Below are 26,144 nucleotides of genomic sequence, written 5' to 3'. Positions count from 1 at the left end.
ATGTTTCATAACAAAATATCCTTTACTTGAAAATAATATCTGTAACACTTAATAATTTAAGGGTTATGGTCAATAAAGTCAAGTAAAAAATGCCTGTATTATTTTTGTTCGGACATTTTAAGCCTTTCTATGTTTATTTCCTTGAAAGTTGACAAAAGAAAAATCGTGAGAGAACAAATTTTTATAAACGGCATATTTATGGATTGTTCTTTTTGTTAGTGTACAATTAATTGTATCATTGAAATCCCCCTCAAGGGCTGTAGTATTTATCTACAACCAAGTAAGATAAAAAACCCTTCAAATGAGGAATTAATATATTTTAGAGGAAATGAGGCTTATGGCTAAAGTGTTTATAAACTTTATTGGAAAGACAAGAAATTATGAGATGGTGCCCGAGGCCGGAATCGAACCGGCACAGGCTAAACGCCCAAGGGATTTTAAGTCCCTCGTGTCTACCAATTCCACCACCCGGGCAATTTCCTAAAAGAAAAGAAGTAGAGAGACTTATATAAAAATCTCTCTACTTTGTCAACTTAAAAGAGAAAATGTTACATGAATTTTATAGAATGTTTTCCTTTTAGCTCAGTTATAAATTTATTGAAAATCTCTGCTCTTTTCATTGCCTCAAGTTTAGCCAAGGCTGCAGTCCTGTCTGTGATTTGCGATTCTTTCATAAATTTTTCAAGTTCATCTTTTTCGATTTCAATTTTATCTTGTACCTCTTTTTTTAGTACAGCGGTAATAAGCATAGTATCTTTATCCGTACTTCCACCGCTATGACTTTTTAGAAGTTTGTCATCAGCTTTAATAGTCTCTTTGGCATAATCTAATATAACTTTTCTGGTTATATAGTAATCTGCGATTTGTTTTATTCCGTCTTCTGTCTCAAGCATCTTTTTGTACTTTTCACCTAATAGTGTATCAACATAATTGGTTAGGTCACTTAATTTAATTTCATTACCATCAATGACTGCCACTACTTTACCTTTCTCACTTGAGCCAAACTGCGCAAATGCAACAATACTTGCAAATGTTACAATTAAAAATATTACCCCTAAAAGCTTTTTCATATTATCCTCCGATTATTTTCTTTAACTGAAACCTGCAAGTTGCAAATCTCAGTGAAAGAGGGGGCAATAGCCCCCCTAAATATTACTTTTTGTCATAAAATGGTGCTGGAGAAGGAAGCTTTAGTTTAAGGACTTTACTTAAAGCTGAGTCGCCACCTACTAGCTCTTTTTTCCTTCTTTCATCGTATTCTTTAAATAGTGGATGTGGTGGGAATTCTTTACCAAGGTATTTATCTTTATTGTTATACCTTTCCATCCACCTGTCAAACTTGGCTTTAGTTAAAAATCCTTCTTTATACGCATATTCGACATTAGCTTTAACTTTTTCCCAATAGTTAGGGATGATTTGATATAGTGCTGGTACGTTGTATTGTTCAGCTGTAACTATAGAATAAATGCTGCCAGGGATATCATAGATTGGATACGGGAAGAATTTTGTTGGGCTGTCACTTTCATAAATTTTTTTAGCTTCTTCTACACCATGTTCTGCACCCCAAGCAATCATTTCTTGAAGGTTATGCTGAAGTTCCCATATACCATGCCACTGAACATAGTCAGCTGCCTGCATAGCAGAACCCATTCTAAAACGTCTACCTTCATGGTGCCATGAGTTGTACATCAATTCACTTGCAGTTGTATACCAGCTTGCATTAAGTACGGTATTTGAGTATTGTTTTTCTTTGCCTTCAAGTGTTTTATCTTTAAGTGGTTTGATTAAACCTTTGCTTTCGTATAATTTTGTCCAATATACGAATTGTCTTCTGATTTCATTGTATTGCAAGTTTACCAGGTCATAAGTTAAAAAATGATCTTCAATGAAGCTTGGAGCATGGCAAGACTTACAAACAGTCTTCATCCTTTCCTCTTTTTTAGACCAGTCGCCAAGCTCTTCTTCAAACCAGATAGTTCTGTAGCTCCATGGTGCTTGTGCTTCCCAGGCAAGTCTTGCGCTCACATTATGTGTAGCTTCCACCCCTGGTGCAGCATCCATATGGCATGTTGTACAAACAGGTGCTTCAATAGGTATGGTATCTTGTTCAGATGAATTGTAATCCAAGTTCCAGTGTTTACCTTTAGAAAGGAAGATATTACCGTGTTTTGATTCAAAGTAGATTTCTTTCTGAGGGTGGTCTGGACCTAAGTGACACTCACCGCATGTGTTGGGGTTTCTTGCCTGTTCGATACTAAATGTGTGTTTTGAGTGACAAACATCACATTCGCCAATACTGCCGTCTGGCCACATAGCAGAAATGTTGTGGCACGCTTCGCAGCCTTGCTTTGTGCCAACTATTGGTTCGAAAACTGCTCTGTCAGCACTTGCATACAGCCAGAAAGGATAAACGTGCTTGCTTTTGGTGTTTTCCTCAACTTCTTTTTCATGGCACTGAGCACAGTCTTTAGGAGTTGGATGTTGAGCTACAAATTGACCGTAGTGGTCCATAGCGTCAAAATCATCCTTTTCAGCCGCGTGACATGAAAGACAGCCGATACCATTTTTGGCGTGAGCACTTTCAGCCCACTGATCTGAAACTTTTGGTGCGGCATGAGTCTCTTCGTGACAGGTAATACATTTTGCGCTGTCTGCATCAACCTGTACACCTTTGACAGTTAGGGCACTTGCAGAAAATGCTGTCAATGCAAGTGCAGCGAAAATAAAAACTAACTTCTTCATACAATACCTCCTTTTAAAGTTGTTCAGAATATATCAGCTATCTTGTTAATGTTCTGTAAAAGAAATAAAAATAATGAAAATGTTGTTAATAATAATCTTTACTAAATTTACACTAACTTATCCAAGATTTACAATCCTTTTACAAGTTTATTGATATCCTATAACTACAAATAATGCGGAGGTATTGATATGAAAAAAGGCTTAATTTTTTCATTGATAGTTGTAGCTCTGGTAGCGATTTCATTAGTAGGCTGCACTATGAAAGCAGAAAAGAAAGTGGGTCAAACGGCAGGGATTGAAAAAACTGAAAGTGGACATCCTGGAAGTATGGAGAATCTTGATTGCCTTCAGTGTCACAAAGACTTGACTACAGAGGTGACTGAGCAGTGGGAGCAAAGTGCACATGGCTTTACAGGGGTTAAATGTCAAGTATGTCATGGTGATGAGGCAAATTTTCAGGCAAAACCTAAAAACGAAACCTGCAGGGGTTGTCATTCAGATCAGTTTGATAAGAATATTGCTAAAGATTTAAGCTGCAGCACATGCCATATTGCTCATAATTTTACAATTCATAAAGTTCAGCAGTATAGATAGGAGGGATTATTATGAATATTTCAAGAAGACAGTTTATAAAAGCTTCAGCGGCTGCTGCAACTGCTGCTGCAATAGGTGTGTCAGTTCCTAAAAGAAGTTATGCGGAAGGTGATGTAGATAAATGGGTAAAAGGTGCCTGCAGATTCTGCGGTACAGGTTGCGGTGTATATGTGGGTGTTAAAGATGGTAAAGTTGTATCTATAAAAGGTAATCCGAAAGCAAAAACAAATTTTGGCTTTTTATGTGTAAAAGGCTTTTTGGCATATAAGGTAATGAACCATCCTGATAGATTAAAATACCCGATGATAAGGCAAGCAGATGGTAAGTTTAAAAGAGCAAGCTGGGATGAAGCTCTCGATTATGTGGCGAGTAAATTTAAATACTTTCATGAAAAGTATGGAAAAGATGCTGTAGCTTATTACGGCTCAGGTCAGTGTTTGACAGAAGAGAGCTATACATTTAATAAGCTCTGGAAAGGTGGCTTTGGCAGCAATATGGTTGAAGGTAATCCGAGACTTTGTATGGCAAGTGCCGTAGGCGGATATATTACTACATTTGGCTCAGATGAGCCTGTGGGAAGCTATGCGGATATTGAGCAAGCAAATTGTATTTTTCTTGTTGGTTCAAACACAAGTGAGTGTCACCCAATTATATTTAGAAGGATTATGAGAAGAAAGCTTGATAATCCCGGTGTAAAAATAATCGTTTGTGAACCGAGAAAAACAAATACTGCAAAAATTGCCGACCTTTGGTTGCCTGTGGACCCGGGTACCGATTTGGCGGTATTTCACAGTATGGCCAGAGAAATTATTAAAAATAACTGGGTGGACAAGGCATTTATTGACAAAAATACAAGGGTTACTGATGGCAAAAATACTTATAGCTTTGAAAAATATGCTGAATTTGTTGAGCAATTTGACCCCGAGTCTGTTGAAAAGCTGACAAGGTGTCCTGCTGAAAATATTAGAAAAGCTGCAGAATGGTTTGCTACAAGCGGTGCTTCTATGACCCTTTGGACAATGGGGCTTAACCAGAGGACAAGAGGTGTTTGGGCTAACAATCTTATTCACAACCTTCATCTTATTACAGGAAACATTTGTAAGCCTGGTGCAGATTCATTTTCCCTTACAGGACAGCCAAATGCATGTGGCGGTGTAAGGGAAACTGGAACTCTCTGTCACCTTCTTCCTGGTACCAAGCCGGTAACTAATGACAAGTGGCGTGCTCATGTAGAAAAAGAGTGGGGTATTGCTCCGGGGACAATCGATCCTAAACCGGGATTTCACACAATGAAGATGTTTGATTCTTTGGGTGGCGAAGATGACCCGAACAAACCTATAAAGGCAATGCTTACTTCCACTACAAATCCGGCTCAGTCCTTACCTAACTTAAATAAATATGTAAAAGGGATGAAAGATGCTTTTCTTGTAGTTATTGATATTTTCCCTACAAGGACTACACAGCTTGCTGATGTAGTGCTACCTGCTGCATTCATTTATGAAAAAGGTGGTGTGTTTGGCTGTAGCGAAAGGAGAAGTCAACTTACGGAAAAATGTGTTGAACCACCTTTTGAAGCAAAGCCTGACATATGGATTGCAGCTCAAATAGCGAAAAGGATGGGGCTTGAGAAGTTAATCCCATGGAATATGGATGACTCAATGAAGGCTAATGAAATGGCTTGGACAGAGTATACAAGGGTTACCAAAGATACTGACCATACTCTTTACGGTGCGACATACGATAGATTAAAAAGAGAACCTGCAGGGATTCAGTGGCCTTGTCCGTCTGTTGACCACCCCGGCACATATAAGAGATATGTCAGAGGGATGGACCCAATGTTTGATCATAAAGGGTTTTTGGCAAAATTTGGCAAGCAAATTCCAAGTGATGCAAAAGTATATTTTTACATGGATAGCAAAAATGAAGGTAAGGCAAATATATGGCTTAGACCTTACAAGGAAGCTGCTGAAGTGCCTGATGCCCAATACCCATTTTACCTTACAACCGGTAGGGTGATAGAGCAGTGGCATACAGGGACTATGACTATGAGGATTCCAGAAATTGCAAGGGCTCATCCTAACGGTTATGTTGAGATTCACCCTGCGGATGCCTCAAAATACAATATTGTTACAGGTGATATGGTGCTTGTTGAAAGCAAACGAGGTAAGTCCGTATTGCCTGCTGTAGTTACTAAAACTTCAATGCCTGGAATACTTTTTGTGCCATGGCATGATCAGGCTTTTGATCGAATGATTAACTTTGTGTGCAATGATGCAGTTGACCCGGGTTCAAAAGAGCCTGAATTTAAAATTGCAGCAGTAAGGATTCAGAGGGTATCAGGGCCTGTTAAAATAGAAGATAAGGTTGTTATTACAGATATTAATTCTGCATACAGTTAAAGAAGAGCCCCTTTTTAGGGGCTTTTCAAATGTAAGGAGTAGCTTATGCTAATAGTTGGTAGTGTTGTAAATATAATTGATGATATGGCAGAAAAAGCATTATCAATATTAAGAGGATATAAAGAGATTGAGGTATATTCTATAACTGAAGATAGAAGAAGGATAATCGTTGTGTTTGAAGTTGAGGGGGAAAAGGAGCTTGAAAAAATATGTGAAGAGCTTAAAAGTCATGATGAGATAATAGATATAGGGCATCACTACTGCAACTTTGAAGAAGCAGTAGAAAAGATTGAAAAGGGTGAGGTTACGCCTGAAGTGTTTAGATTTAAGGATAAAAAAAAGATTAAAATATGAGTTTAAAAGAGACTCTTCAAAAGTTTTTGTCTAATAATCCGTTTAAAGGTTTTTTTAAGCAGAATAGGCTTAGACCACCCGGTGCTGTGGCTGAGAAGATGTTTATGGAGCTTTGCATTAGATGTGCAAGGTGCATAGAAGTTTGTCCATATGACAGCATAAAAAGGGCTGACCTTTTTGAAAAATTACAGATTGGAACGCCATATATTTTTGTAGAGGAAAGAGCTTGTTATCTTTGCATGAAATGTCCCGAAGTTTGTCCTACAGGAGCTTTAAATAATAATCTTATTAATCCTGAAAAAGTAAGTATCGGCAAGGCTGTAATAAATCAGAAAGAGTGCCTAAATTTCCAGTATTACAAAGAAGAGGAGACAGGAAAAGTAACAGGTAAGGCACAGATTTGCAGCACTTGTTACAACGTATGTCCATTTACAGACGAAGCAATAGTAATGGAAAAATATATACTCCCTGTAGTTACGGAAAAATGTGTTGGGTGTGGGATATGTGTGGAGAAATGCCCTGTTAAAACAAAAGACGGGAAGGCTATAAATGTTATACCTACAGGTATGGGGGACGTAAAGGATGCAGGATATTATTACAGAAGGTCAAAAGTACTAAAATCTAATCCTAAAGAGTATAGAGATATTTTAAAGGGGGAAAAGTTAATAGAGCGCAAGCAGGGTATTTCTACGTTTGGTAAGAAGAAAGAGTTTAAGTACGATTTTGATATAAATGCGTCTATTGAAGGTTGGGAAACTAATGAAGATTAAGAGCATCAGGCGAAGTATACAGATTTTTGTTTTTTTACTAATGTTTATTGTGCCTGTTTTGAATATATTTGAGATTTATTTTATCAAAGGGACATTTTATTCTATCGATGTAGGCAGCATTGCAATGGCTGACCCGTTGGCAGTTTTCCAGGCTATTGTTGCATCAAAATCTTTTACTCTGACAATGCTTGCCTCGATTATAATTCCTATTATGCTTCTTTTGATATTCGGAAGAATTTGGTGCAGTTACATGTGCCCCTACTACTTTATTACAGAGATGATAGAAGGTTTAAGAAAAAAGTTGCGTTTAAAATCTAATAAGCCTAAATATGCAAAAGAACATCTTTACAAAACAAATGTATTAAGGCTTTCCTTTTTATTGTTTGGATTATTTGTTATGGGAATTGCCGGAATACCACTTTTGAATCTTATTTCAGCTCCGGGGATTATTTCATCCCAGGCACTTGTTATGGTAAAGTTCGGTTATGTCACTTTTGAAATAGTTTTTATTCTGTTTTTAATAGTAATGGAGTTTTTTTATTACAAATTTTGGTGTCGTTACTTTTGCCCTACGGGGAGCTTTTTGTCTGTCTTGGGGCTTAAAAGAATGTTGAACGTGAAGAAAATTAATGAAGACTGCTCAATGTGCCTAAGTTGTATCAAAGTTTGCCCTATGGCTATTAATCCTATGGAGGATGGGCAGAGTATTGCATGCAATAATTGTGGGGATTGCATTGATAATTGCCCAGATAACCATAAAAGGCCAACATTAAAATATTTTATAAAGTAGTTCTTATTTCAAGTTTTTAATTTAAAATTTTGTGGGTGATGTCTTAGTAACAAAATAAATAAAGAATAATAGTAAAAGTGTTGATTTGATAATTTTTTAGTGTAATAATTATTGATATGAATGAGTGTAAGATACTTATAATTGATGATGATATTGAGATAGTTCAACTGTTAAAACTTCTGCTGTCAAGCGAAGGATTTAGTGTAGTAAGTAGCACGACTGCATTTGGAGGGCTTGAACTTTTCAAAAAAAATAAATTTACACTTGTTATTCTTGATTTGGGGCTGCCTGACCTTGATGGAGAGCATTTGTGCAAGATTTTAAGGAAAGAATCGGATGTGCCTATAATTATTTTATCGGCAAAAGAGAATGTAACTGCAAAGGTTTTGTGTTTTGAATATGGTGCAGATGATTATATTACAAAGCCGTTTGAGAATATGGAGTTTCTTGCAAGAGTAAAGGCGATTATGAGAAGGTGTTGTACAAACGGTAGTGAAGATTCTCAAGATACCATTACTTACAAAGGTCTTCTTATCGATTTAAAGAGCAGAGAAGCCACATTTAAGGATAAAAAGATAGACTTTACTCCAAAAGAGTTTGATGTGCTTGTTTATTTATTGAAAAGTGTAGGGCAAATTGTTAGTCGAGAGCAGATTATCAAAGAGCTTTGGGGGACAAACACACTTTATAAATGGTCGAGAAGTCTTGATGTTCATATTCAGCATATCAGAAATAAACTTTCAAAGTTCATCCCGGACATTATTAAAACAATTTCCGGTGTAGGCTATAAAATAGATAAATGAAACTTTCAGCAAAACTAATCTTATTTTTAACAATTATAATGATATTTACCCTTTCTCCAATTTTATTAATTATATGGAACCATCAAAGAAATATAATTTTTGAACAAGCAAAGATTCAGGCTAAGACACTTTTTGACATGATTATAATTACAAGACAGTGGGTTGCAGAAAACAGAGATAGGATTGAGCCTGTCCCCGCGGTTGCTACTAAAGAGCTTTCAAAATATGCCAATAAAATGACAAATTTTCGGTTTCACATAACCAGTGATATTTTGGTTAATCCTGAAAATGCACCTGATGATTTTGAGAAAGGAGCAATTAAGCTCTTTAGAAATGGTGTCAAAGAGTATGAGGATGTTACGTATGATAAAAAGGTTGGAAAAGTTTACAGATATATGGCTCCCCTTTTTATAAATGAGTCATGTTTGACTTGTCACGATTATCAAGGGTATAAGGTAGGGGACTTTAGAGGGGGGATATCTATTTTTATCCCTCTCAAAGAGATTGAACAATCTATAAAGGCAAATAACAGGCTTTTTTATACTACAGCATTTATAATGTTTACATCTTTGCTTATCGGTATAATTGTTTTGCTTCATACGTTGATTTTAAAATACTTAAAAAGACTAAGTCTCAGCGCAAAGGGGATTATTAATAATAAAAGTATAGCAATTCCCGTGTTTAATACCGGTGATGAGATTCAGGAATTGTCTGAAGCATTCAATAAAATGTATAACCAAATTATAAAAAATGAAGAAAATCTCAAGATAAAATTGAAAGAGGCAATTTCAGAATACATAAAAATACATGATGAGCTTGTTATAAAAAACCAGGAGCTTCTCAAGTCTAATAAATTCAAATCCGATGTAATTGATTCCCTTGCTCATGAGATAAGGACACCTTTGACCAAAATTATTTCATACAGCGATATTTTATTAAGGACTAAAAACGATGAAGAGGTTGAAGAAACAGCCAAAAAGGTAATTGTAAGAAATGCCGGATATTTAAATAGACTGTTTAATCATTTTCTGATTTTAACAAAACTTGAATATGCAACTTTTGAGTTTAAAAAGGAAAATATTTTATTACGTAATATGGTTATTAAATGGATTAATTTTTATAATGATGAAATATCTAAAAAAAATATAAGGGTAAAAATAGATATCCCTGAAGATTTATTTATTGTGGTAGATGAAGATTTTTTTGACCATGTTTTAAATAATCTTATATCTAACGCGATAAAATATAATATTGATTTTGGGAAGATAGAAATATCTGCAAAGTGCGAGGGTGATAAAACTATCATAAGTGTGTATGACACAGGGGTAGGTATTAAAGATGACGAGAAAGATAAAATTTTTCAAAGATTTTATCGCTCTGAAAATGTCAAGAAGAGGATATCAGGAACCGGGTTAGGATTGTCAATTGCTTACAGGGTTGTCGAAAAGATGGGTGGAAAATTGAAGGTTGAATCTATTTTTGGTAAATATACGGTATTCACAATTACTCTTTACAATAAATAAGGGAGGATAGTGTGAAAATAATTTATTCAATAATTGTACTAATTTTTTCTTTTAATTTATCGGCAATTAGCGGACAGTTTGACAAGATTGTAATAATATCTATAGATGCTTTGCACCCTGATGCTGTTACGGAAGTTAATTGTCCAAATATTTTTAAATATATAAAAAATGGTTTGTACATACCTGACGGCAAAAGTACAATTCCGCCAAAAACATTGATTGCACATACATCTATGATTACAGGGCTTACTCCTCAGCAAAACGGGAAAACTGATAATGTGTGGAAGAAGGGGGATAAAAAGATTGAAAAGCCAACACTTTTTTTGACAGCAAAGAAATCAGGTTACGGGACGGCTTTTATTTACAGCAAGCCAAAGCTTGGTTTTCTTGCAGACAGTTATGTGGATTATGAAAAATATTCAAGAGATAACGCTATTGAGGAAACAGTAAAATTTTTAAATCCAAATGAAAAACAATTTATTTTTTTACACGTAAGCGGTCTTGATTTTGTAGGGCCTGAGAGCGGGTGGATGTCAAAAGAGTATATGGAAGAGTTTAACTTTATTGATGAAATGCTTGGATATCTATTTAAAAAACTTGAAAATAGTAAGCCTTATCTTCTTGTTATTACATCTGACCATGCGGGGCATGATAAAATTCATGGTTCAAATCACAAGGAAGATTTTAAAAGACCTGTTATTATCTATTCAAGTGAAGAAAAGATTACAAAAGTTAGTGTAGATGCAAGGCCGATAGAGAATTTAAAAAAGATTGTAGAAGGTTTATATTTGAAATAAAAAAGGGAGCTAAAAACGCTCCCTTAAATTATTTATTTGCATTTTTCCAATCGGAAAGGAATTTCTCAATCCCAATATCAGTAAGCGGGTGTTTCAGCATTTGCATTACAACTTTGTGTGGAAGTGTCGCTATATCAATGCCGTTTTCCATAATTTTTAATACGTGTTCCGGATGTCTGACGCTTGCTGCAATTACTTCTGTTTCATATCCGTATGTATCAACAATATCCTGGCACTGGATAGCAAGCTCCATCCCGTCATGCCCTATGTCATCAAGTCTTCCAACAAATGGACTGATATATCTTGCTCCAGCCTTACAGGCAAGGACGGCTTGATTCGGAGAAAAAATAAGGGTCATATTCACGGGGATATCTTTGTCAGATAAATATCTTGTAGCCTTAAGCCCGTCCAAAGTGAAAGGGATTTTTACAACAACATATTCACTTATCTTTACAAGCTCTTCAGCTTCAGTTATCATCCCTTCATAATCTGTTGCAATAACTTCAGCACTGACAGGACCTTTGACTATATCACAAATGGCCTTTATTGTAGATTTGAAATCTTTTTTCTCTTTGGCTATCAGACTTGGGTTGGTTGTAACACCATCTAATATTCCAAGAGAGCTAATCTCTTTTATCTCTTCTATATTTGCAGTATCTAAAAAAATTTGCATACTAACCTTCCTTTTTATTTTTGGCTATAAATTTGTCTCTGCACTCTTCTGAGCAAAAATAATATATATTGTCATACAATTTTACCTTATAGGGAGTTTCCATTTCAACAAAGGTTTCACAAATAGGATCTTTGACAAGCTCAACGGGGGTAGCTGCTATTTCATCCTTTTTATCACCGGACAGCTTTTTACTGTTTCTAAAAAGGGTAAAGGTAATATAAATGAGGAATGCAGTTAATAGAAATTTAATAATCATATTATCTTCTCTCTCTCTTCTTTTTACCTTTTTCTGGGACAATGTAAAGAGTTTTTATGTCTCCGTTACCGTAACTTTCTGTTTTAACACCTTTAATTTCTTTTACCGACATATGAATCTCTTTTCTAATCATTGTCACCATAGGAGGCATTTTAGCCGGCTTTCCGGTCCTTAATACATTTGCAGCAAGAGAAGTGGCTTTTTCTTTAAGATAAGTCAGAATTCTGTCTCTATAATTTTCTACGTCCAAGATAAATTGTTTGTCGCTTTCATCTTCCAGGTTAAAAATCTTATCTATTATATGTTGAAGTGCATTTAAGGTTTGAGCAGTCTTGCCAATTAATATGTTAGAGTCTTCTGAGATTATGTTAAATTTACAGGTCGGGTAGTCTTCAATAATTTCAACCCTAAAATTATGAATATCCATTTTTTCAAGTATTTCGGTCAAAGTTAATTTGATTTTTCTTTTCAAATATTCATAATCATTGACTTTAATCTTATATAGTCCGTTTTTTCTGCCTATACCCAAAAAACCTTTTGAGCCTTCCTCTATTACCTCTGCTTCAATAAACTCTCTTGGATATTTCTGCTCACTTACAACTTTATCTATAGCTTCATCGATTGACTGAGCTTCTATTTCAAAGTACTTCATACATACCTCACGCAGTTTTTTTGTTAATAATAATTTGTTGCCCGATTGATAAAATATTGTTTGTTAACCAGTAGATTACTAGCCCTGAAGGGAAGTTCAAAAACATAAAAGTAAAAATAACGGGCATAAAAAGAAATAGTTTCTGCTGAATCGGATCGCCAGCGGCAGGTGTTAGTTTCTGTTGGAAAAACATAGAAGCACCCATTAAAATTGGCGTTATGTAATATGGGTCTTTTTCTGATAAGTCTGCAAGCCAAAAAATAAAAGGAGCACCCTTTAATTCGATAGAGACTAATAATGCTTTGTAAAGAGCAAAGAAAATTGGAATCTGAATAAGCATTGGCAAGCATCCGCCCATAGGATTTACACCGTGTTTTTTATATAACTCCATCATAGCAGCATTCATCTTTTGTGCATCGCCCTTAAATTTTTCCTTAATTTCAGTCATCTTAGGTTGTAAATCTTTCATTTTTTTCATAGACGCCATACTCTTGTATGTTAAAGGGTAGGTAATGATTTTAATTATTATTGTCAAAAGTATTATTGCCCATCCATAATTTTTGGTTGCTCCGTAAAAGATGTTCATAACTTTTAACATTGGGATGGCAAGGAAAGAGAATACACCAAAGTCGATACTTTTTTCCAAATCATAACCGTAAGATGAGAGCAAATCATATTTCTTAGGTCCCACAAAGAGTATGAAACTTTTTTCATCTTTAGATTTCGGGTTTAGTATTACTTCAGCACTGCTTTTAACTATGGCAGAATCATTATATTTTTGAAAGATTGCATTTTTTACATCCTTGTTGACTTTTATTAATGCAAAGTATTTGGAAGTGTACCCAAGCCACTCAGCATCCTTTACTTCGATATCTTTATCTATTTTATTAGGTTTTTGCTGTTTAACCTTTTTACCATCGTAAGCTAATGGGCCTGAAAATAAATATTTGCTATCTACAAAACCTTGACCTAATCCTGGTCCTATCGCCACATCATAAGGTAATTTTATAGAGCTGTCTGATATATTTGCTAAAGACTCTTTTACAGTTATCAAATAAGATTCGTCTATAATATATTGTCTTGAGACAACAACGTTATCTTTTTCGTAGTTAAATTCTATAATCTTTTTACCACCATTGTCATATACTTTTCTGTTTGATGGTTTTACATTGAGTGTGTTAATTTTTAAATAGTCCCCTTTTTCAGCTTGAAATTGCGGGGATATACCGGCGTGTGCAAAATTTTTAATTTTTACGCTATTTATATTACCTGTATTTTCATTAAAATAAACTATCAGATTATCTGTCTCCACCTCAAAGTTTTTAACAATAGTTTCCTGTGAGGTTTCAACAGGTTTAGTTTGAGTCTCTACGACGTCAGGTTCTAAGTTTTTTGAGTTAGTTTTATTAGCGGTGGCTACATTGTCAGCAGTAGTGTTGTCAACAACCACAGGTGCAGGTTTGTAAATAAATTGAAAAATCATTAATACAGCCATACTGAGTACTACGGCAAGTAAAGTCCTCTTATCCATAAATATAATTCCTCCAACAGAATTTTGATAAAGTAGTTTGTGTTATTTGTGTGTGAATTCTCATTTGACCGGGTCAAATCCTCCCTTACTAAAGGGATTACAACGTAAAATACGATATGCGGACATTATCAGCCCTTTTACAACCCCTTTTTTTGCGATGGCTTCTTTTGCATATTGAGAGCAAGAGGGATGGTATCTGCAATTTCTTCCTAAAAAAGGTGAAATTGCATAACTATAAAAATCAATTGTCAGAATCAGAAATTTTTTTAAGTAATTCGAGATAGTCTTCGCGAATTTCATTATAATCAGCCTTAAGTATATCAGGTTTAGCTATCGTAATAATAGAGACGTTTTCAGGCAGGATATGCTTATTAATCCGGTATATCTCTCTTAATTGTCTTTTTAATCTATTTCGTATTACCGCTTTTTTGCTGACTTTCTTGCTGACAACAAAACCAGCTTTGCGGAGATACTCACTTTTAAAAACTACATATATTAAAAGATACCGTCCGTAGTGCTTTTTCCCCTGCCTGTAAACTTTTAAAAATTCACTATTTTTTCTAAGCTTTTCTGCCTTTTTAAAAGACAGGTCCATAATATAAAATTAGATAGCTAATCTTTTTCTGCCCTTAGCTCTTCTTCTTTTTAATACAAGTCTGCCACCGCGAGTTTTCATCCTAGCTCTAAAACCATGAGTGCGCTTTCTTTTAATATTGCTAGGTTTTTTCATCGTGCGCATTTGAGCCATAGTAATACCTCCACTTAATTATAAACAAGGAACGAGATTATATATACAAGGTAAAGTTTTGTCAACAAAATGTGACAAATTTGTTATTTTTGTTCTTCAAGCTCTGCTACAAACTTAAGCGGATTAACCGGTACTCCGTTAACCAAAACTTCGTAATGACAGTGAGGGCCGGTACTTTTACCGGAGCTTCCCACTTTGGCAATTACGTCACCTTTGCTAACTCTGTCTCCAACCTTCACCAAAAGTTTGCTGTTATGACCATACCTTGTTACAAAGCCAAATCCATGATCTATTGATACCATATTTCCGTAGCCCGGTTTATAGCCTGCAAAAATGACAAGTCCGTTTGCAGTAGCTTTTATGTCACTTCCATACATAGATGCTATATCTACCCCTTCGTGAAATACCCTCCTGTTAGTAAAAGGGGATATCCTGTAGCCGAATTTACTTGATATCCACCCGTTTACAGGTAAGATTGAGGGGGTAGACAAGTAAAAAAGTCTTTGTTCTTCAAGCATATCAACCAATTCTGAAAGGCTGTTTTCCCTTTCTTGTAATTTGGTTGATAAAGAAGCGAGCGTTTCATTCAGGTCTTCAAAATATTGTTTTTCTTTTCTCTTAGAAACTGCTGACAAATCTTTTGACAGGTCAACTTCTTTTCCGCCTATTGCAAGCTGAGTATCCGATTCAGCGACTACTTTTGAAAGGTTTCTTACTTTATTTTCCAATTGGTCAAGATAAACTATTTTTTCATTAATTTTGTCTATTTGGTTTCTATATTCAGCTATTTTTAATTTTAATAGTTCATTCTCTTTTCCATAGGTAAGCATTTGCTCCCTTTCAGAATAAAGATTAAACAGAAAGTAGAATGATACTGAAGATACGATAAAGAATATTGCCAAGGAGTATAAAGTATATTTTATTACTGAGGTATTGACCTTCTTCTTGTAGACTTTTGAATAGTCATTCTCTTTAAAAATAAGAATCGAAAGTTTTTCATTCTTTTTTGGTTTTTTAGCTTTCATCACTTAATTTTAAGCTCCTCTAATATTTCAGATGCTTTATCGCATGCTTCTTCAGCTTTGACCTTTATAAGCTCACCGGTCTTTCTGATATATATTTCTACGCAACCTTCCGCAAGAGTTTTTTTGCCTACATTAATTCTTAAAGGGTATCCAATAAGGTCAGCATCGTTAAACTTAACGCCAGCCCTTTCATTTCTGTCATCTATACAAGCGTCGACACCTTTATTTAATAGAGAGCTATAAATATTATCGGCAGTTTTTATTACTTCATCATCATTTGTATTTACGGGTACAACTACAATTTCAAATGGGGCAAGTTGTACAGGCCATATTATCCCTTTTTCATCATGGTTTTGCTCTATTGAAGCAGCAGCAGTCCTGCCTATCCCTATCCCGTAACACCCCATGACCATAGGTTTTGGCTTTCCATCTTTATCCAAAAACACACAATTCATGCTGTCAGAATATTTGGTACCAAGCTTAAATATATGACCTACCTCTATCCCTTTGGTTATCTGAAATTTACCCTTATGGCATTCAGGACAAATATCACCAGGGGTTGCATTCCTGAAGTCTCCGAACTCATCTACCTTAAAATCTCTATCATGGTTTACATTTAGTAAATGCAAATCTTTTTCATTTCCGCCAACAACGTAATTTTTTAAGTATTTAATAGCATTGTCAGCATAAATTTTACATTTAAGCCCTATGGGACCTGAATATCCGATAGGTCCGTTTGATACATGTTCTATATCATCTTTCCCGGCAAATTCTATTGTTGAGCCACTTAAAAAGTTTTTAACCTTTGGAAGATTAAGCTCATGGTCACCACGAACCATAACTGCTACAATTTCTTCATCCACTTTTAATATCATTGTCTTGACAATTTTGCTTGAAGGTAAATTTAAAAAGTTTGCAACATCTTCCACCGTTTTTTGCTTGGGGGTATATTTTTTTTCGATTTCTGCAAATTGTTCATTATTTTCAATTGGGATATCAACAACGACTGCTTTTTCAATATTTGCAGAGTATGAGCAGTTATCACATGAAATTACAAAATCTTCTCCAGTGTCAGCCAGTACCATAAATTCGTGGGAAAATGAGCCTCCGATTGCTCCGCTGTCCGCATCAACCATGCGGTATTCTAAACCACAGGCCTCAAAAATCTTGCAATATGCTTCTTTCATTTTATTGTAGCTGATTTCTGCCCCATCATTGTCCACGTCAAATGAATATGCATCCTTCATTATAAATTCTCTACCTCTCATAAGTCCAAAACGAGGTCTGATTTCATCTCTAAATTTTGTCTGAATTTGGTAAAGGTTTATCGGAAGTTGTTTGTATGATTTAATATCATTGCGAACAATGTCGGTAATTACCTCTTCGTGCGTGGGACCAAAACAAAATTCCCTGTCATGCCTGTCTTTAATCCTCAGCAGCTCTTTTCCATAAACAAACCATCTGCCTGATTCTTTCCACAACTCTGCAGGAACAACTGCCGGCATGAGGGTTTCAATGGCACCCGCCTCATTCATATATTTTCTTACGATATTTTCTACTTTTTTGATAACTCTTAAACCTAAGGGGAGATAAGAATAAATCCCTGCTGCAGCTTTTTTTATCATCCCCGCTCGCAGCATCAGCTTATGGCTTATAACTTCAGCATCAGAAGGTGTTTCTCTCAGTGTTGGTATATAATATTGTGACAATCTCATTTATTACCCCAAAATGTTTTTACAATTTTAACATATTATTTAACTCTTTAAATTAACAGCTTTTTTTAATTTTATCAATTAAATTTTAATATCTTTAGGAAAATTATAAATTTTTACTGATTTTTTCTTAAAAGTGTATTATATAGCTGAATTTAAAAGGGCTAATATTACTTTTTGGGAAGGTAAATTATGAGATTTGATATTGCTAAAAGCGGTAGCGGTTTAACTTATGAGATTAGGAATATAGTAAGGGTCGCAGAAGAGCTGATGAAAAGTGGCAGGCAGGTTTATTTTGAAAATATTGGAGACCCTGTAATTAAAGGGGAGAAAATACCTGTCTGGATGAAAGATATTATAAAAGAAGTGGTTGATGAGGATTTATCATTTGCATATTCACCTACAAAAGGGGTTTTAGCTACAAGAGAGTTTCTTGCTCAGCAGGTTAATAAAAAAGGTGGAGTACAGATAACTCCTGAAGATATTATATTCTTCAATGGTTTGGGGGACGCTATAGCGAGAAGTTATAGTTCAATGAGAGTTGATGCGAGGGTTATCATGCCTGAACCAACATATTCTACGCATTTGCTTGCAGAGGTGCTTCATGCATCTTTCCCTCCAAATACATACAAGATGAATCCTTATAATAATTGGCATCCTGACATGAACGAGCTTGAAAGAAAGGTTAAAAGTCATAACTCCATAGTGGGTATTTTGGTTATTAATCCTGATAATCCTACCGGTTTTGTGTATCCGGAAGAGACTTTGAGAAAAATCGTTGAGATAGCAAAAAAGTATGATTTGTTTCTTATATTTGATGAGATTTATAACAATATGACATACAACGGGCAGAAAACAGTTTCATTGTGTGAGATTATTGGGGATGTGCCGGGAATGAGTATGAAGGGTATTTCAAAAGAGTGTCCTTGGCCCGGAGCAAGATGCGGATGGATTGAGGTATACAATGCAGATAAAGACCCTGCTTTTAAAAGGCTGGTTAATGCGATTTTAAACCAAAAAATGGCGGAGGTATGCTCTACTACTCTTCCTCAGATGGCGATTCCAAAGCTTATGTCCCATCCCGATTATGATAATTACCTCAAAGAGAGGGTAGTTCATTACGAAAAGCTTTCAAATATTGCTTACAATATTTTAAAAGACGTGCCTTATACTATTGTCAATAGAACGAATGGCGCGTTTTATATGACTGTTGCCTTTAATGAGGCGGTATTGAATAATAAGCAATACTTGAAAATAGAAGATAATAACGTGAGGGAATTTGTAGAAAAGATTACTGGTGATAACATCGAGCTTGATAAGCGATTTGTCTATTACCTGCTTGGCTCAACAGGGATATGTGTTGTGCCTCTTACATCTTTTTTTACAAGCTTGCCCGGTTTTAGGATGACGCTTCTTGAGAAAGATGTTGATAAGTTTGAAGCAAATATGAAGGTGTTGGCAAAAGCGATAGTAGAATACGTAGAATCTACAAAATAATTTAAGGGGCATATTTGTGCCCCTTTTTCTTTACAAAACTTTGAAAAAGCCTTTAAATTTAATAAGTTTTGACATATAATGAGTTTTCATTAATAAAGAGGTTATTTATGAAGGTAACTTTTCTCGGTCATTCCGCTTTTTTGTTTTCGCAAGATAATCTCAGTGTGTTAATAGATCCTTTTCTAAAAGAGAACCCTTTGAGGACAGGGTTAAATTACGATGTAAAAGCCGACTATATCTTAGTAAGTCACGGTCACAGAGATCATTTAGGTGACACGGTTGAACTGGCATTAAAATACAATTCAAAGGTAATATCTGTTTTTGAGATTTCAAATTATCTAACTTCAAAGGGGTTAAACAATCTTGTGCCTATGAATATAGGTGGCCAGCTAAGAACCGAATTCGGATATGTAAAAATGGTCATGGCAGTTCATTCCTCAAGTATACCGGATGGAGAGTCGGTTATAAACGGTGGGGTTCCTGCAGGGTTTATTATTAACTTTTTTGGAAAGACAATATATTTTGCAGGTGATACTGCACTGTTTGGGGATATGAAACTTATAGGAGATTTATACAATATAGATATTGCTTTGCTCCCTATTGGCGGGCACTTTACAATGGATACAAAAGATGCGTTATGTGCAATTGATATGTTAAGACCGAAGTTAGTAATACCTATGCATTTTAATACTTGGCCTGTTATAAATGCAGACGTAGATAGTTTTTTAAAAGAGTCAGAAAATAAAGGGGTAAAAGGGGTTTGCCTTGATGTCGATGAATCGATTGAAATATAAAATTTCCAAAGAAGAGGCTATTGAGCTTTATAATTCTACAGACCTTTTAAGTATTGGCAATGAGGCTAATGAGATTAGAAAAGGGCTTCATCCTGAGAATACGGTAACATTTGTGATAGATAGGAATATAAATTATACAAACATATGCTCTTGCAGATGCAAATTTTGTGGATTTTACAGAGATGAAACAGATAGTGATGCTTATATTATTTCTGATGAAGAGTTGTTTAAAAAAATAGATGAGACTATAGAGCTCAAAGGGACTCAAATCTTAATTCAAGGGGGTTTAAATAAGAATCTTAAGATAGATTATTATGAAAATCTCTTAAAAAAGATTAAGGATAGGTACGATATCTGGATACACGGTTTTTCACCGCCTGAAATTTACCATATTGCTGAGATAAGTAATCTAAGCGTAGAAGATGTTTTGAAAAGATTGATTGATAAAGGGCTTGACTCTATTCCCGGAGGCGGTGCCGAGCTTTTAGTCGATAGTGAAAGAGCAAGAATCAGCCCTAACAAAATTAACTCTGAGAAATGGCTTAATGTTATGAGGGTAGCTCATAATCTTGGACTCAAAACGACAGCCACGATGATGTTTAAAAAGGGTGACAGTATTGAATATATTTTAGAGCATATGGAGAAGATTAGAAGCTTGCAAGAGGAAACAGGTGGCTTTACGGCATTTATCCCGTGGCCTTTTCAGCCACACAACACTGAGCTTGGTGGCGAGGTCGTTACTGCAACGGAATATTTGAAAATATTGGCGTTATCAAGGATTTTTCTGTATAACATAGGTAATATTCAGGTATCTTGGGTAACTCAAGGGCCAAAGATAGGGCAAATTGGTCTGTTTTTTGGTGGTAATGATTTTGGAAGTTTGATGATTGAGGAAAATGTGGTAGCTGCTTGTGGAGCGACATACAGCATAACGGTCGAAGAGATTGTTAACAACATTGAAAAAGCAGGTTTTAAAGCAGCACAAAGGGATATGCAATACAACATACTGAGGGAATTTTAATTGAAGAAAGATATTTTTGATATACTTGTAGAAATTTCCGAAATAATGAATACCATTTTTGAAACAGATGAGCTTATTCCTCAAATCCTAAATATTACGGAAAAATTTCTAAACGTGAAAAGAGTGTCTTTGATGCTTATTGATGACAATAAGCTAAAAATAATTGCCGCAACAAATCTTCCCGTGAACTTTAAAGAGATAGAGATTCCTATTGGCGAAGGGATAAGCGGACGAGTCGCCATGAGTGGTAAGCCTGTTATAGTAAACAATGAGTCTTCCTGCGAGGATGAGTTAGGGTACAAGGCTAAATCTTACCTTTCATTTCCACTTAAAGTTAGGGATAAGGTTATAGGTGTCTTGAACTTGACAGATAAAGAGAATGATTTCTTTAATAATACTGATGTGAAAATAGCAGGGTATATTGCTTCACAATGTGCACTTGCCATTAACAGATTCTCCTTGTATGAGGAGAAGAAGAAAACAGAGCACTTGAAGGTGATTGGAAAATTCACAAGCTCTATTGCGCACGATATTAAAAATCTGCTCCAAATTGTTCAAAGTTATATCGAGCTTATGGAAATAGAGATGGAAGGGGAGTCCGAAATAAAGCTTTATATTGACTCTATTTGCACCGAAGTAAAGCTTATTCATGGTCTGACTCTTGATATTCTTGACTTTGCTAACAAACAGATAAATCTTAGAAAGAGTAGAGTTAGGTTGAGCGATTTCCTGAATGAGATAAAAAAACATGCCGATATTCTTACCAATTTGACACCTATAAAATTTGAAGTGACTTTTGAAGAAGATATCGAATTTGAGTGTGACAAAGAAAAACTTTTTAGGGTATTTTTTAATCTTATTAATAATTCTATTGAAGCAGTAGGAGAAAATGGTAATATTGGATTAGATGTTAAGAAAAAAGATGGAGACCTGATATTTGAGCTGATTGATGACGGGAAAGGGATAAAAAAAGAAAATATTGACAAGATATTTGACCCATTTTTTACTTCCGGCAAGATGAAAGGTACAGGTTTAGGGCTTGCGGTAGTAAAAGAGATTGTTCAGGCTCATAAAGGAGTTATAACTGTTGAGTCAGAAGAGAATAAATATACTAAGTTTACAGTGAGGATACCTATTGTCTGATATTATAGGAATTGTATCAAAAACCACAAAGGATGACTTTCTTAGAATTTTGCGAGATGTTTATCATCTGAAAAATGATGAATTTGTCATCTCGGAATCGGATGAGCAATATAAGGCGGAAATAAACGTCAGTAGAGATATCCCCGGTGTTTTTAGAATAAAAATAAGTGACGATGTTATGCGTGCTTATTTATCTTTGTATCCCCCTGTCAATCAAGGGAAGAAGGTAAATATTGAAGAGATTTACAGTGAATTGGAAGCTCTTGGTATAAAGACAGGTCTAAAAAGGGAATCTATAAAGGAAAGTATCACTATTGCAGAGTTTGGAAATATAGTTGAAAATGTAAAGATAGCTGTTGGCGTCGAACCTATAGATGGTAAAGATGCAAAACTTGTAAAACATTATGAGGAAAAGATTGAAAAAAAAGAGATAAAGTATAATGAAAAAGTTGATTATAGAGATATAACTAATATTATCAATGTGAAAGAGGGCGAACTTTTAATTACAAAAAGACCCCCCACAAAGGGTGTGCCAGGAGTTACCGTTAAAGGGGTTGAGATTTCTCCAAAAGAGGGAAAAGATATTGAAATAACAATATTAGAGGGTGTAAGGGAAGAAAACTTTAAATATTTTGCTGAAATTGACGGTTATGTGGATTTTAAAAATAATAAGTTGGCTGTTTACCCTCTTTATAAAGTTAAAGATGTGGATTATCGAGTGGGGAATATCAATTTTAATGGGACTGTTTATGTGACTGGTGATGTGCTATACGGTTTTAGAATTGAAGCTAAAAAGGATGTTATTGTTGACGGTATATGTGATGATTGCACCATTGTAGCGGGTGAGAGAATTGAAATTAAAGGTGGCATAAAAGGGAAAGGGAAAAACCTTTTTAAAGCAAAAAAAGAATTTGTGGGCGGATACATTGAGGAAGCAAATATATATTGTGAAGGGGATATCTATATAAAAAAATATAGCTATAACAGCAATATATATAGCAAGGGTAAAGTTTGGGCAGTGGAAAATAGGGGTGTTATAGCAGGTGGATATGTTCAGGCTTACAGTGAGATAGAGTGTATGACCCTTGGGGCAAGAGGGGTCTCCAATTTTACCGTCAGGGTGGGAGAAGACTATACATTTGAAGCTACGTTAGGCGAAAAAGAGGAGTATCTTGAAAAAATTAATCAAGCTTTGGAAAAGGCAGGTGAGGCACTTTCAAAGGTAGATTTGAAATCCCAAGCTATCGTTTCCAATCCAAAAATAATAAAACTATTGGAATACAAAAGGGACTTGCTGATAAAGAGGGATGAAATAGTAAAAGATATTGAGCAGTTGAGAAATAAGATGAGATACAAAAAACCGAAGATAAGAGTAAAAGATGTTGTTTATGAAGGGACTGTAATTCAGATGTATGATAGAAAATTGAAGATAAAAGAAAGGTTGGAATCGGTATTATTCTTTTTAGAGCCAAAATATGAAGATATAGGTTGGATTAGTTTAAAAGAGGTTGATGATTTTGAGCAATAATTTTATTCTGGTAAGAGGGGCAAGGCAACACAATCTAAAAAATATAAATGTAGATATCCCAAAGAACAAGTTGGTTGTTATCACAGGTGTCAGTGGTTCTGGGAAATCGACTCTTGCTTTTGACACCCTTTATGCGGAGGGTCAGAGGAGATATGTAGAGTCCCTTTCCGCTTATGCAAGACAGTTTCTTGAGTTGATGGAAAAACCTGACGTAGATTCTATTGAGTATCTTTCCCCCGCAATCAGTATAGAGCAGAAATCAATAAGCAAAAATCCGAGATCTACGGTTGGGACTATTACTGAAATCCATGATTACTTGAGGTTGTTATATGCACGGGTTGGAGATGTTTATTGCCCTTCATGTGATAAACTTATAACAAAATTTACCGTTCAACAGATAGTTGATGCAGTAATGCAGCTCCCTGACGGCGAGAAGATAGAAATACTATCGCCAATAATTATAGGGAAAAAAGGGGAGTATCGTCAATTATTTAAAAACCTTTTAAAAGAAGGTTATGTCAGATGCTATGTCGATGGTGAGCTTAAGAGGCTTGATGAAGATATTGTTTTGGATAAGAATGTTAAGCACGATATTAGTGTGGTGGTTGACAGAATTAAAGTTAAAAGTGAAATAGTTAGAAGATTGACAGATTCCGTTGAGACGGCATTAAGGTTATCTGATGGATTGGTAAATATAAAAACTGATACTTATGAGCAGCTTTTCAGTGAGAAATTTGCCTGTATAGATTGTAACATAAGTTTTTCTGAAATAGAGCCAAGGACATTCTCTTTTAATAATCCATATGGAGCTTGTCCAAGGTGTGACGGACTTGGAGAGAAGTTGGTTTTTGACCCGGAAGCCATTATTCCCGACAAAGAGTTAAGTATTAGGGATGGAGCTATAAAACCTTGGGCACATTTTGATAACTTTCATTTTTATTCCACCCTTTTGGCATTATCAGAAAAATACAACATAGATCTGAATACCCCGGTAAAAAACCTTGAAAATTCGAAAATTGATATTTTGTTAAATGGGGTAGATGAAGAGCTTGAGATGTTTACTTTTAAAGGGGAGAAGAAAGTAAAGTTTAGGAGTAAATTTAACGGTGTAATTGGCTACTTAAAGGAAAAATTGCACTCAAACAAATATAGTGATGTAGAGTATGCAAAGAGTTTTATGTCTGAGATGCCTTGCGATTTATGTGATGGGTTGAGGCTAAAAAGAAGTAGTCTTGCAGTGAAAGTTGGCGGGTTGAATATAGCTGAATTTTCAAAAATGAATATTAAAAATGCTCTAGAGTTTGTTGAGACGATTAACTTTACAGGGTTTAAGGCAGAGGTTGCAGAAAAAATACTGAGAGAAATAAAAAGACGATTAAGGTTTTTAATTGATGTGGGGCTTGATTATATTACCCTCGATAGAAAAGCTTCTACATTGAGCGGAGGGGAATCTCAGAGAATTAGACTTGCCACCCAGGTAGGGTCGGGACTAACAGGTGTACTGTATGTGCTTGATGAACCAAGCATTGGCCTTCATCAGAGGGATAACGATAGATTAATCAGTACATTAAAGGGGCTGAGGGATATCGGTAATACACTGATTGTTGTGGAGCACGATGAGGATACTATTTTACAGTCTGACTTTATTATCGATATGGGACCTTTTGCCGGCAGAAAAGGTGGTGAGGTCGTATATGCGGGTGATGTTGAGGGTTTAAAGAGTGCCACGAATTCACTTACCGCAGATTACCTTTTTGGCAGGAAAAGGATAACGTATTCACCTGAAAGAAAAAAACCATCAAAATATATAGAGGTTGTGGGTGCTTGCGCCAATAATTTAAAAAATATAGATGTAAAAATACCACTTGAAGTTATGACTTGTGTTACAGGTGTCAGTGGCTCAGGGAAATCCACATTAATAATGGATGTTTTTTATCAGGGGGTTAAAAGAAGGTTAGGCTTCGGTACACAGAAGCCTGGTGAACACAAAGATATAATAGGTGTGGAGCATATTGATAAGGTGATAGATATTGATCAATCCCCAATAGGAAGGACTCCGAGGTCAAATCCTGCTACTTATACATCTATTTTTAATGACATAAGGGAGATTTTTTCAATTCTTCCCGAAGCTAAGTTAAGGGGGTATAAACCAGGAAGGTTTAGCTTTAATGTAAAAGGTGGCAGATGTGAAAACTGTCAGGGTGAAGGTTATATAAAAATTGAGATGCACTTTTTGCCTGATATGTATGTAAAATGTGATGTTTGCGAAGGGAAGAGGTATAATAGGGACACACTTGATATAAAATATAAAGGGAAAAATATTGCTGACGTTTTGGATATGACAGTAAATCAGGCTTGTGAGTTTTTTGAGAATATTCCGAAACTTGTCAACAAACTTGAGGTTTTAAAGGATGTTGGGCTTGGCTATATTAAGCTTGGACAGGCTGCTACCACACTTTCAGGTGGTGAAGCTCAAAGAATAAAGCTTGCTAAAGAGCTTATGAAACGTTCAACCGGAAAAACTCTCTATATATTTGATGAGCCTACAACGGGACTTCATTTTGACGATGTAAACAAACTAATAAATATTTTTAAGAGATTAACAGATAGCGGTAATTCGGTAGTTATTATCGAACATAACCTTGACGTAATAAAATGTGCAGACTATATAATAGACTTGGGACCTGAAGGTGGAGAAAAGGGTGGCGAAGTAATTTTTACAGGGACACCTGAAGATTGTGTAAGATGTAAAGAATCTTACACAGGTAAATATTTGAAGGATAAAATTTAAA

Annotated in this window: 25 protein-coding genes and 1 tRNA gene; 14 read left to right on the top strand and 12 right to left on the bottom strand. The window is 35.4% G+C overall.

Annotated elements, in window-relative coordinates:
* Positions 1–386 precede the first annotated feature (386 nt).
* The 3 genes from LF845_RS02985 to LF845_RS02975 form a co-directional block, all read right to left on the bottom strand.
* A tRNA-Leu gene (locus LF845_RS02985) sits at positions 387–474 on the bottom strand.
* A 74-nt stretch (positions 475–548) separates the two neighbouring features.
* Positions 549–1,070 (bottom strand): SurA N-terminal domain-containing protein, encoded by a 522-nt coding sequence (locus LF845_RS02980; protein WP_242819510.1) that lies wholly within the window; start codon positions 1,068–1,070, stop codon positions 549–551.
* An 82-nt stretch (positions 1,071–1,152) separates the two neighbouring features.
* Positions 1,153–2,742 (bottom strand): multiheme c-type cytochrome, encoded by a 1,590-nt coding sequence (locus tag LF845_RS02975; RefSeq protein WP_242819509.1) that lies wholly within the window; start codon positions 2,740–2,742, stop codon positions 1,153–1,155.
* Positions 2,743–2,931: 189 nt separating this feature from the next.
* Here LF845_RS02975 and LF845_RS02970 point away from each other — a divergent pair, with 189 nt between their 5' ends.
* From LF845_RS02970 to LF845_RS02935, 8 genes are all read left to right on the top strand, one after another.
* Positions 2,932–3,336: a cytochrome c3 family protein gene (locus LF845_RS02970; RefSeq protein ID WP_242819508.1), complete on the top strand. Its 405-nt coding sequence runs from the start codon at positions 2,932–2,934 to the stop codon at positions 3,334–3,336.
* Between the two features lie 11 nt (positions 3,337–3,347).
* Complete coding sequence (locus tag LF845_RS02965) at positions 3,348–5,735, top strand: molybdopterin oxidoreductase family protein (RefSeq protein ID WP_242819507.1); 2,388 nt, start codon at positions 3,348–3,350, stop codon at positions 5,733–5,735.
* Between the two features lie 45 nt (positions 5,736–5,780).
* On the top strand, positions 5,781–6,089 hold the full coding sequence (locus tag LF845_RS02960) for a chaperone NapD (RefSeq protein ID WP_242819506.1): 309 nt from the start codon (positions 5,781–5,783) through the stop codon (positions 6,087–6,089).
* On the top strand, positions 6,086–6,859 hold the full coding sequence (locus LF845_RS02955; RefSeq protein WP_242819505.1) for a 4Fe-4S dicluster domain-containing protein: 774 nt from the start codon (positions 6,086–6,088) through the stop codon (positions 6,857–6,859). Before LF845_RS02960 ends, LF845_RS02955 begins: the two co-directional genes overlap by 4 nt.
* The gene (locus tag LF845_RS02950) at positions 6,849–7,649 is read left to right on the top strand and encodes a 4Fe-4S binding protein (RefSeq protein ID WP_242819504.1); all 801 of its coding nucleotides are present in this window, start codon (positions 6,849–6,851) and stop codon (positions 7,647–7,649) included. Before LF845_RS02955 ends, LF845_RS02950 begins: the two co-directional genes overlap by 11 nt.
* 116 nt (positions 7,650–7,765) lie before the next feature.
* Entirely contained in the window at positions 7,766–8,452 is a 687-nt protein-coding gene (locus LF845_RS02945; RefSeq protein ID WP_242819503.1) for a response regulator transcription factor, read from the top strand.
* Positions 8,449–9,975, top strand: a complete 1,527-nt coding sequence (locus tag LF845_RS02940; protein WP_242819502.1) for an ATP-binding protein — start codon at positions 8,449–8,451, stop codon at positions 9,973–9,975. The genes LF845_RS02945 and LF845_RS02940 overlap by 4 nt, the downstream gene beginning before the upstream one ends.
* A gap of 11 nt (positions 9,976–9,986) precedes the next feature.
* Entirely contained in the window at positions 9,987–10,772 is a 786-nt protein-coding gene (locus tag LF845_RS02935) for an alkaline phosphatase family protein (protein WP_242819501.1), read from the top strand.
* A gap of 28 nt (positions 10,773–10,800) precedes the next feature.
* Here the strand turns inward: LF845_RS02935 and fsa are convergent, their stop codons facing one another.
* The 9 genes from fsa to LF845_RS02890 all read right to left on the bottom strand — a co-directional run bounded on the left by fsa (position 10,801) and on the right by LF845_RS02890 (position 17,372).
* Positions 10,801–11,445 carry a fructose-6-phosphate aldolase gene (gene fsa, locus LF845_RS02930; RefSeq protein ID WP_242819500.1) on the bottom strand — a complete coding sequence of 215 codons (645 nt, stop codon included), beginning with the start codon at positions 11,443–11,445 and terminating at the stop codon, positions 10,801–10,803.
* 1 nt (position 11,446) lies between these two features.
* A complete protein-coding gene (locus tag LF845_RS02925; RefSeq protein ID WP_242819499.1) occupies positions 11,447–11,701 on the bottom strand; it encodes a hypothetical protein in 255 nt (84 codons plus the stop codon).
* A gap of 1 nt (position 11,702) precedes the next feature.
* Positions 11,703–12,353 (bottom strand): Jag N-terminal domain-containing protein, encoded by a 651-nt coding sequence (locus LF845_RS02920; RefSeq protein WP_242819498.1) that lies wholly within the window; start codon positions 12,351–12,353, stop codon positions 11,703–11,705.
* 7 nt (positions 12,354–12,360) lie between these two features.
* Entirely contained in the window at positions 12,361–13,884 is a 1,524-nt protein-coding gene (yidC, locus tag LF845_RS02915; RefSeq protein ID WP_242819497.1) for a membrane protein insertase YidC, read from the bottom strand.
* 60 nt (positions 13,885–13,944) lie between these two features.
* Positions 13,945–14,184, bottom strand: a complete 240-nt coding sequence (yidD, locus tag LF845_RS02910; protein ID WP_242819496.1) for a membrane protein insertion efficiency factor YidD — start codon at positions 14,182–14,184, stop codon at positions 13,945–13,947.
* Entirely contained in the window at positions 14,126–14,479 is a 354-nt protein-coding gene (rnpA, locus tag LF845_RS02905; protein WP_242819495.1) for a ribonuclease P protein component, read from the bottom strand. Before rnpA ends, yidD begins: the two co-directional genes overlap by 59 nt.
* A gap of 9 nt (positions 14,480–14,488) precedes the next feature.
* Positions 14,489–14,623, bottom strand: a complete 135-nt coding sequence (gene rpmH, locus LF845_RS02900) for a 50S ribosomal protein L34 (protein ID WP_242819514.1) — start codon at positions 14,621–14,623, stop codon at positions 14,489–14,491.
* 92 nt (positions 14,624–14,715) lie between these two features.
* On the bottom strand, positions 14,716–15,657 hold the full coding sequence (locus LF845_RS02895) for a M23 family metallopeptidase (protein ID WP_242819494.1): 942 nt from the start codon (positions 15,655–15,657) through the stop codon (positions 14,716–14,718).
* On the bottom strand, positions 15,657–17,372 hold the full coding sequence (locus LF845_RS02890) for a proline--tRNA ligase (protein ID WP_242819493.1): 1,716 nt from the start codon (positions 17,370–17,372) through the stop codon (positions 15,657–15,659). Before LF845_RS02890 ends, LF845_RS02895 begins: the two co-directional genes overlap by 1 nt.
* Before the next feature lie 189 nt (positions 17,373–17,561).
* Between LF845_RS02890 and LF845_RS02885 the strand changes: the two genes are divergently transcribed.
* The 6 genes from LF845_RS02885 to uvrA all read left to right on the top strand — a co-directional run bounded on the left by LF845_RS02885 (position 17,562) and on the right by uvrA (position 26,143).
* Positions 17,562–18,866 (top strand): pyridoxal phosphate-dependent aminotransferase, encoded by a 1,305-nt coding sequence (locus tag LF845_RS02885; protein WP_242819492.1) that lies wholly within the window; start codon positions 17,562–17,564, stop codon positions 18,864–18,866.
* A 107-nt stretch (positions 18,867–18,973) separates the two neighbouring features.
* Complete coding sequence (locus tag LF845_RS02880; protein WP_242819491.1) at positions 18,974–19,660, top strand: metal-dependent hydrolase; 687 nt, start codon at positions 18,974–18,976, stop codon at positions 19,658–19,660.
* Complete coding sequence (mqnC, locus tag LF845_RS02875; RefSeq protein WP_242819490.1) at positions 19,641–20,681, top strand: cyclic dehypoxanthinyl futalosine synthase; 1,041 nt, start codon at positions 19,641–19,643, stop codon at positions 20,679–20,681. The genes LF845_RS02880 and mqnC overlap by 20 nt, the downstream gene beginning before the upstream one ends.
* Positions 20,682–21,824: a GAF domain-containing sensor histidine kinase gene (locus tag LF845_RS02870; RefSeq protein ID WP_242819489.1), complete on the top strand. Its 1,143-nt coding sequence runs from the start codon at positions 20,682–20,684 to the stop codon at positions 21,822–21,824.
* Positions 21,817–23,352 carry a DUF342 domain-containing protein gene (locus LF845_RS02865; RefSeq protein WP_242819488.1) on the top strand — a complete coding sequence of 512 codons (1,536 nt, stop codon included), beginning with the start codon at positions 21,817–21,819 and terminating at the stop codon, positions 23,350–23,352. The genes LF845_RS02870 and LF845_RS02865 overlap by 8 nt, the downstream gene beginning before the upstream one ends.
* Positions 23,336–26,143 (top strand): excinuclease ABC subunit UvrA, encoded by a 2,808-nt coding sequence (gene uvrA / locus LF845_RS02860; RefSeq protein ID WP_242819487.1) that lies wholly within the window; start codon positions 23,336–23,338, stop codon positions 26,141–26,143. The genes LF845_RS02865 and uvrA overlap by 17 nt, the downstream gene beginning before the upstream one ends.
* Position 26,144 lies beyond the last annotated feature (1 nt).

The sequence above is a fragment of the Deferrivibrio essentukiensis genome (assembly GCF_020480685.1).
In the GTDB taxonomy this organism is placed as follows: domain Bacteria; phylum Chrysiogenota; class Deferribacteres; order Deferribacterales; family Deferrivibrionaceae; genus Deferrivibrio; species Deferrivibrio essentukiensis.
Note: the sequence above shows the minus strand (reverse complement) of the source record. Positions and strands in the feature narration are given on the sequence as shown.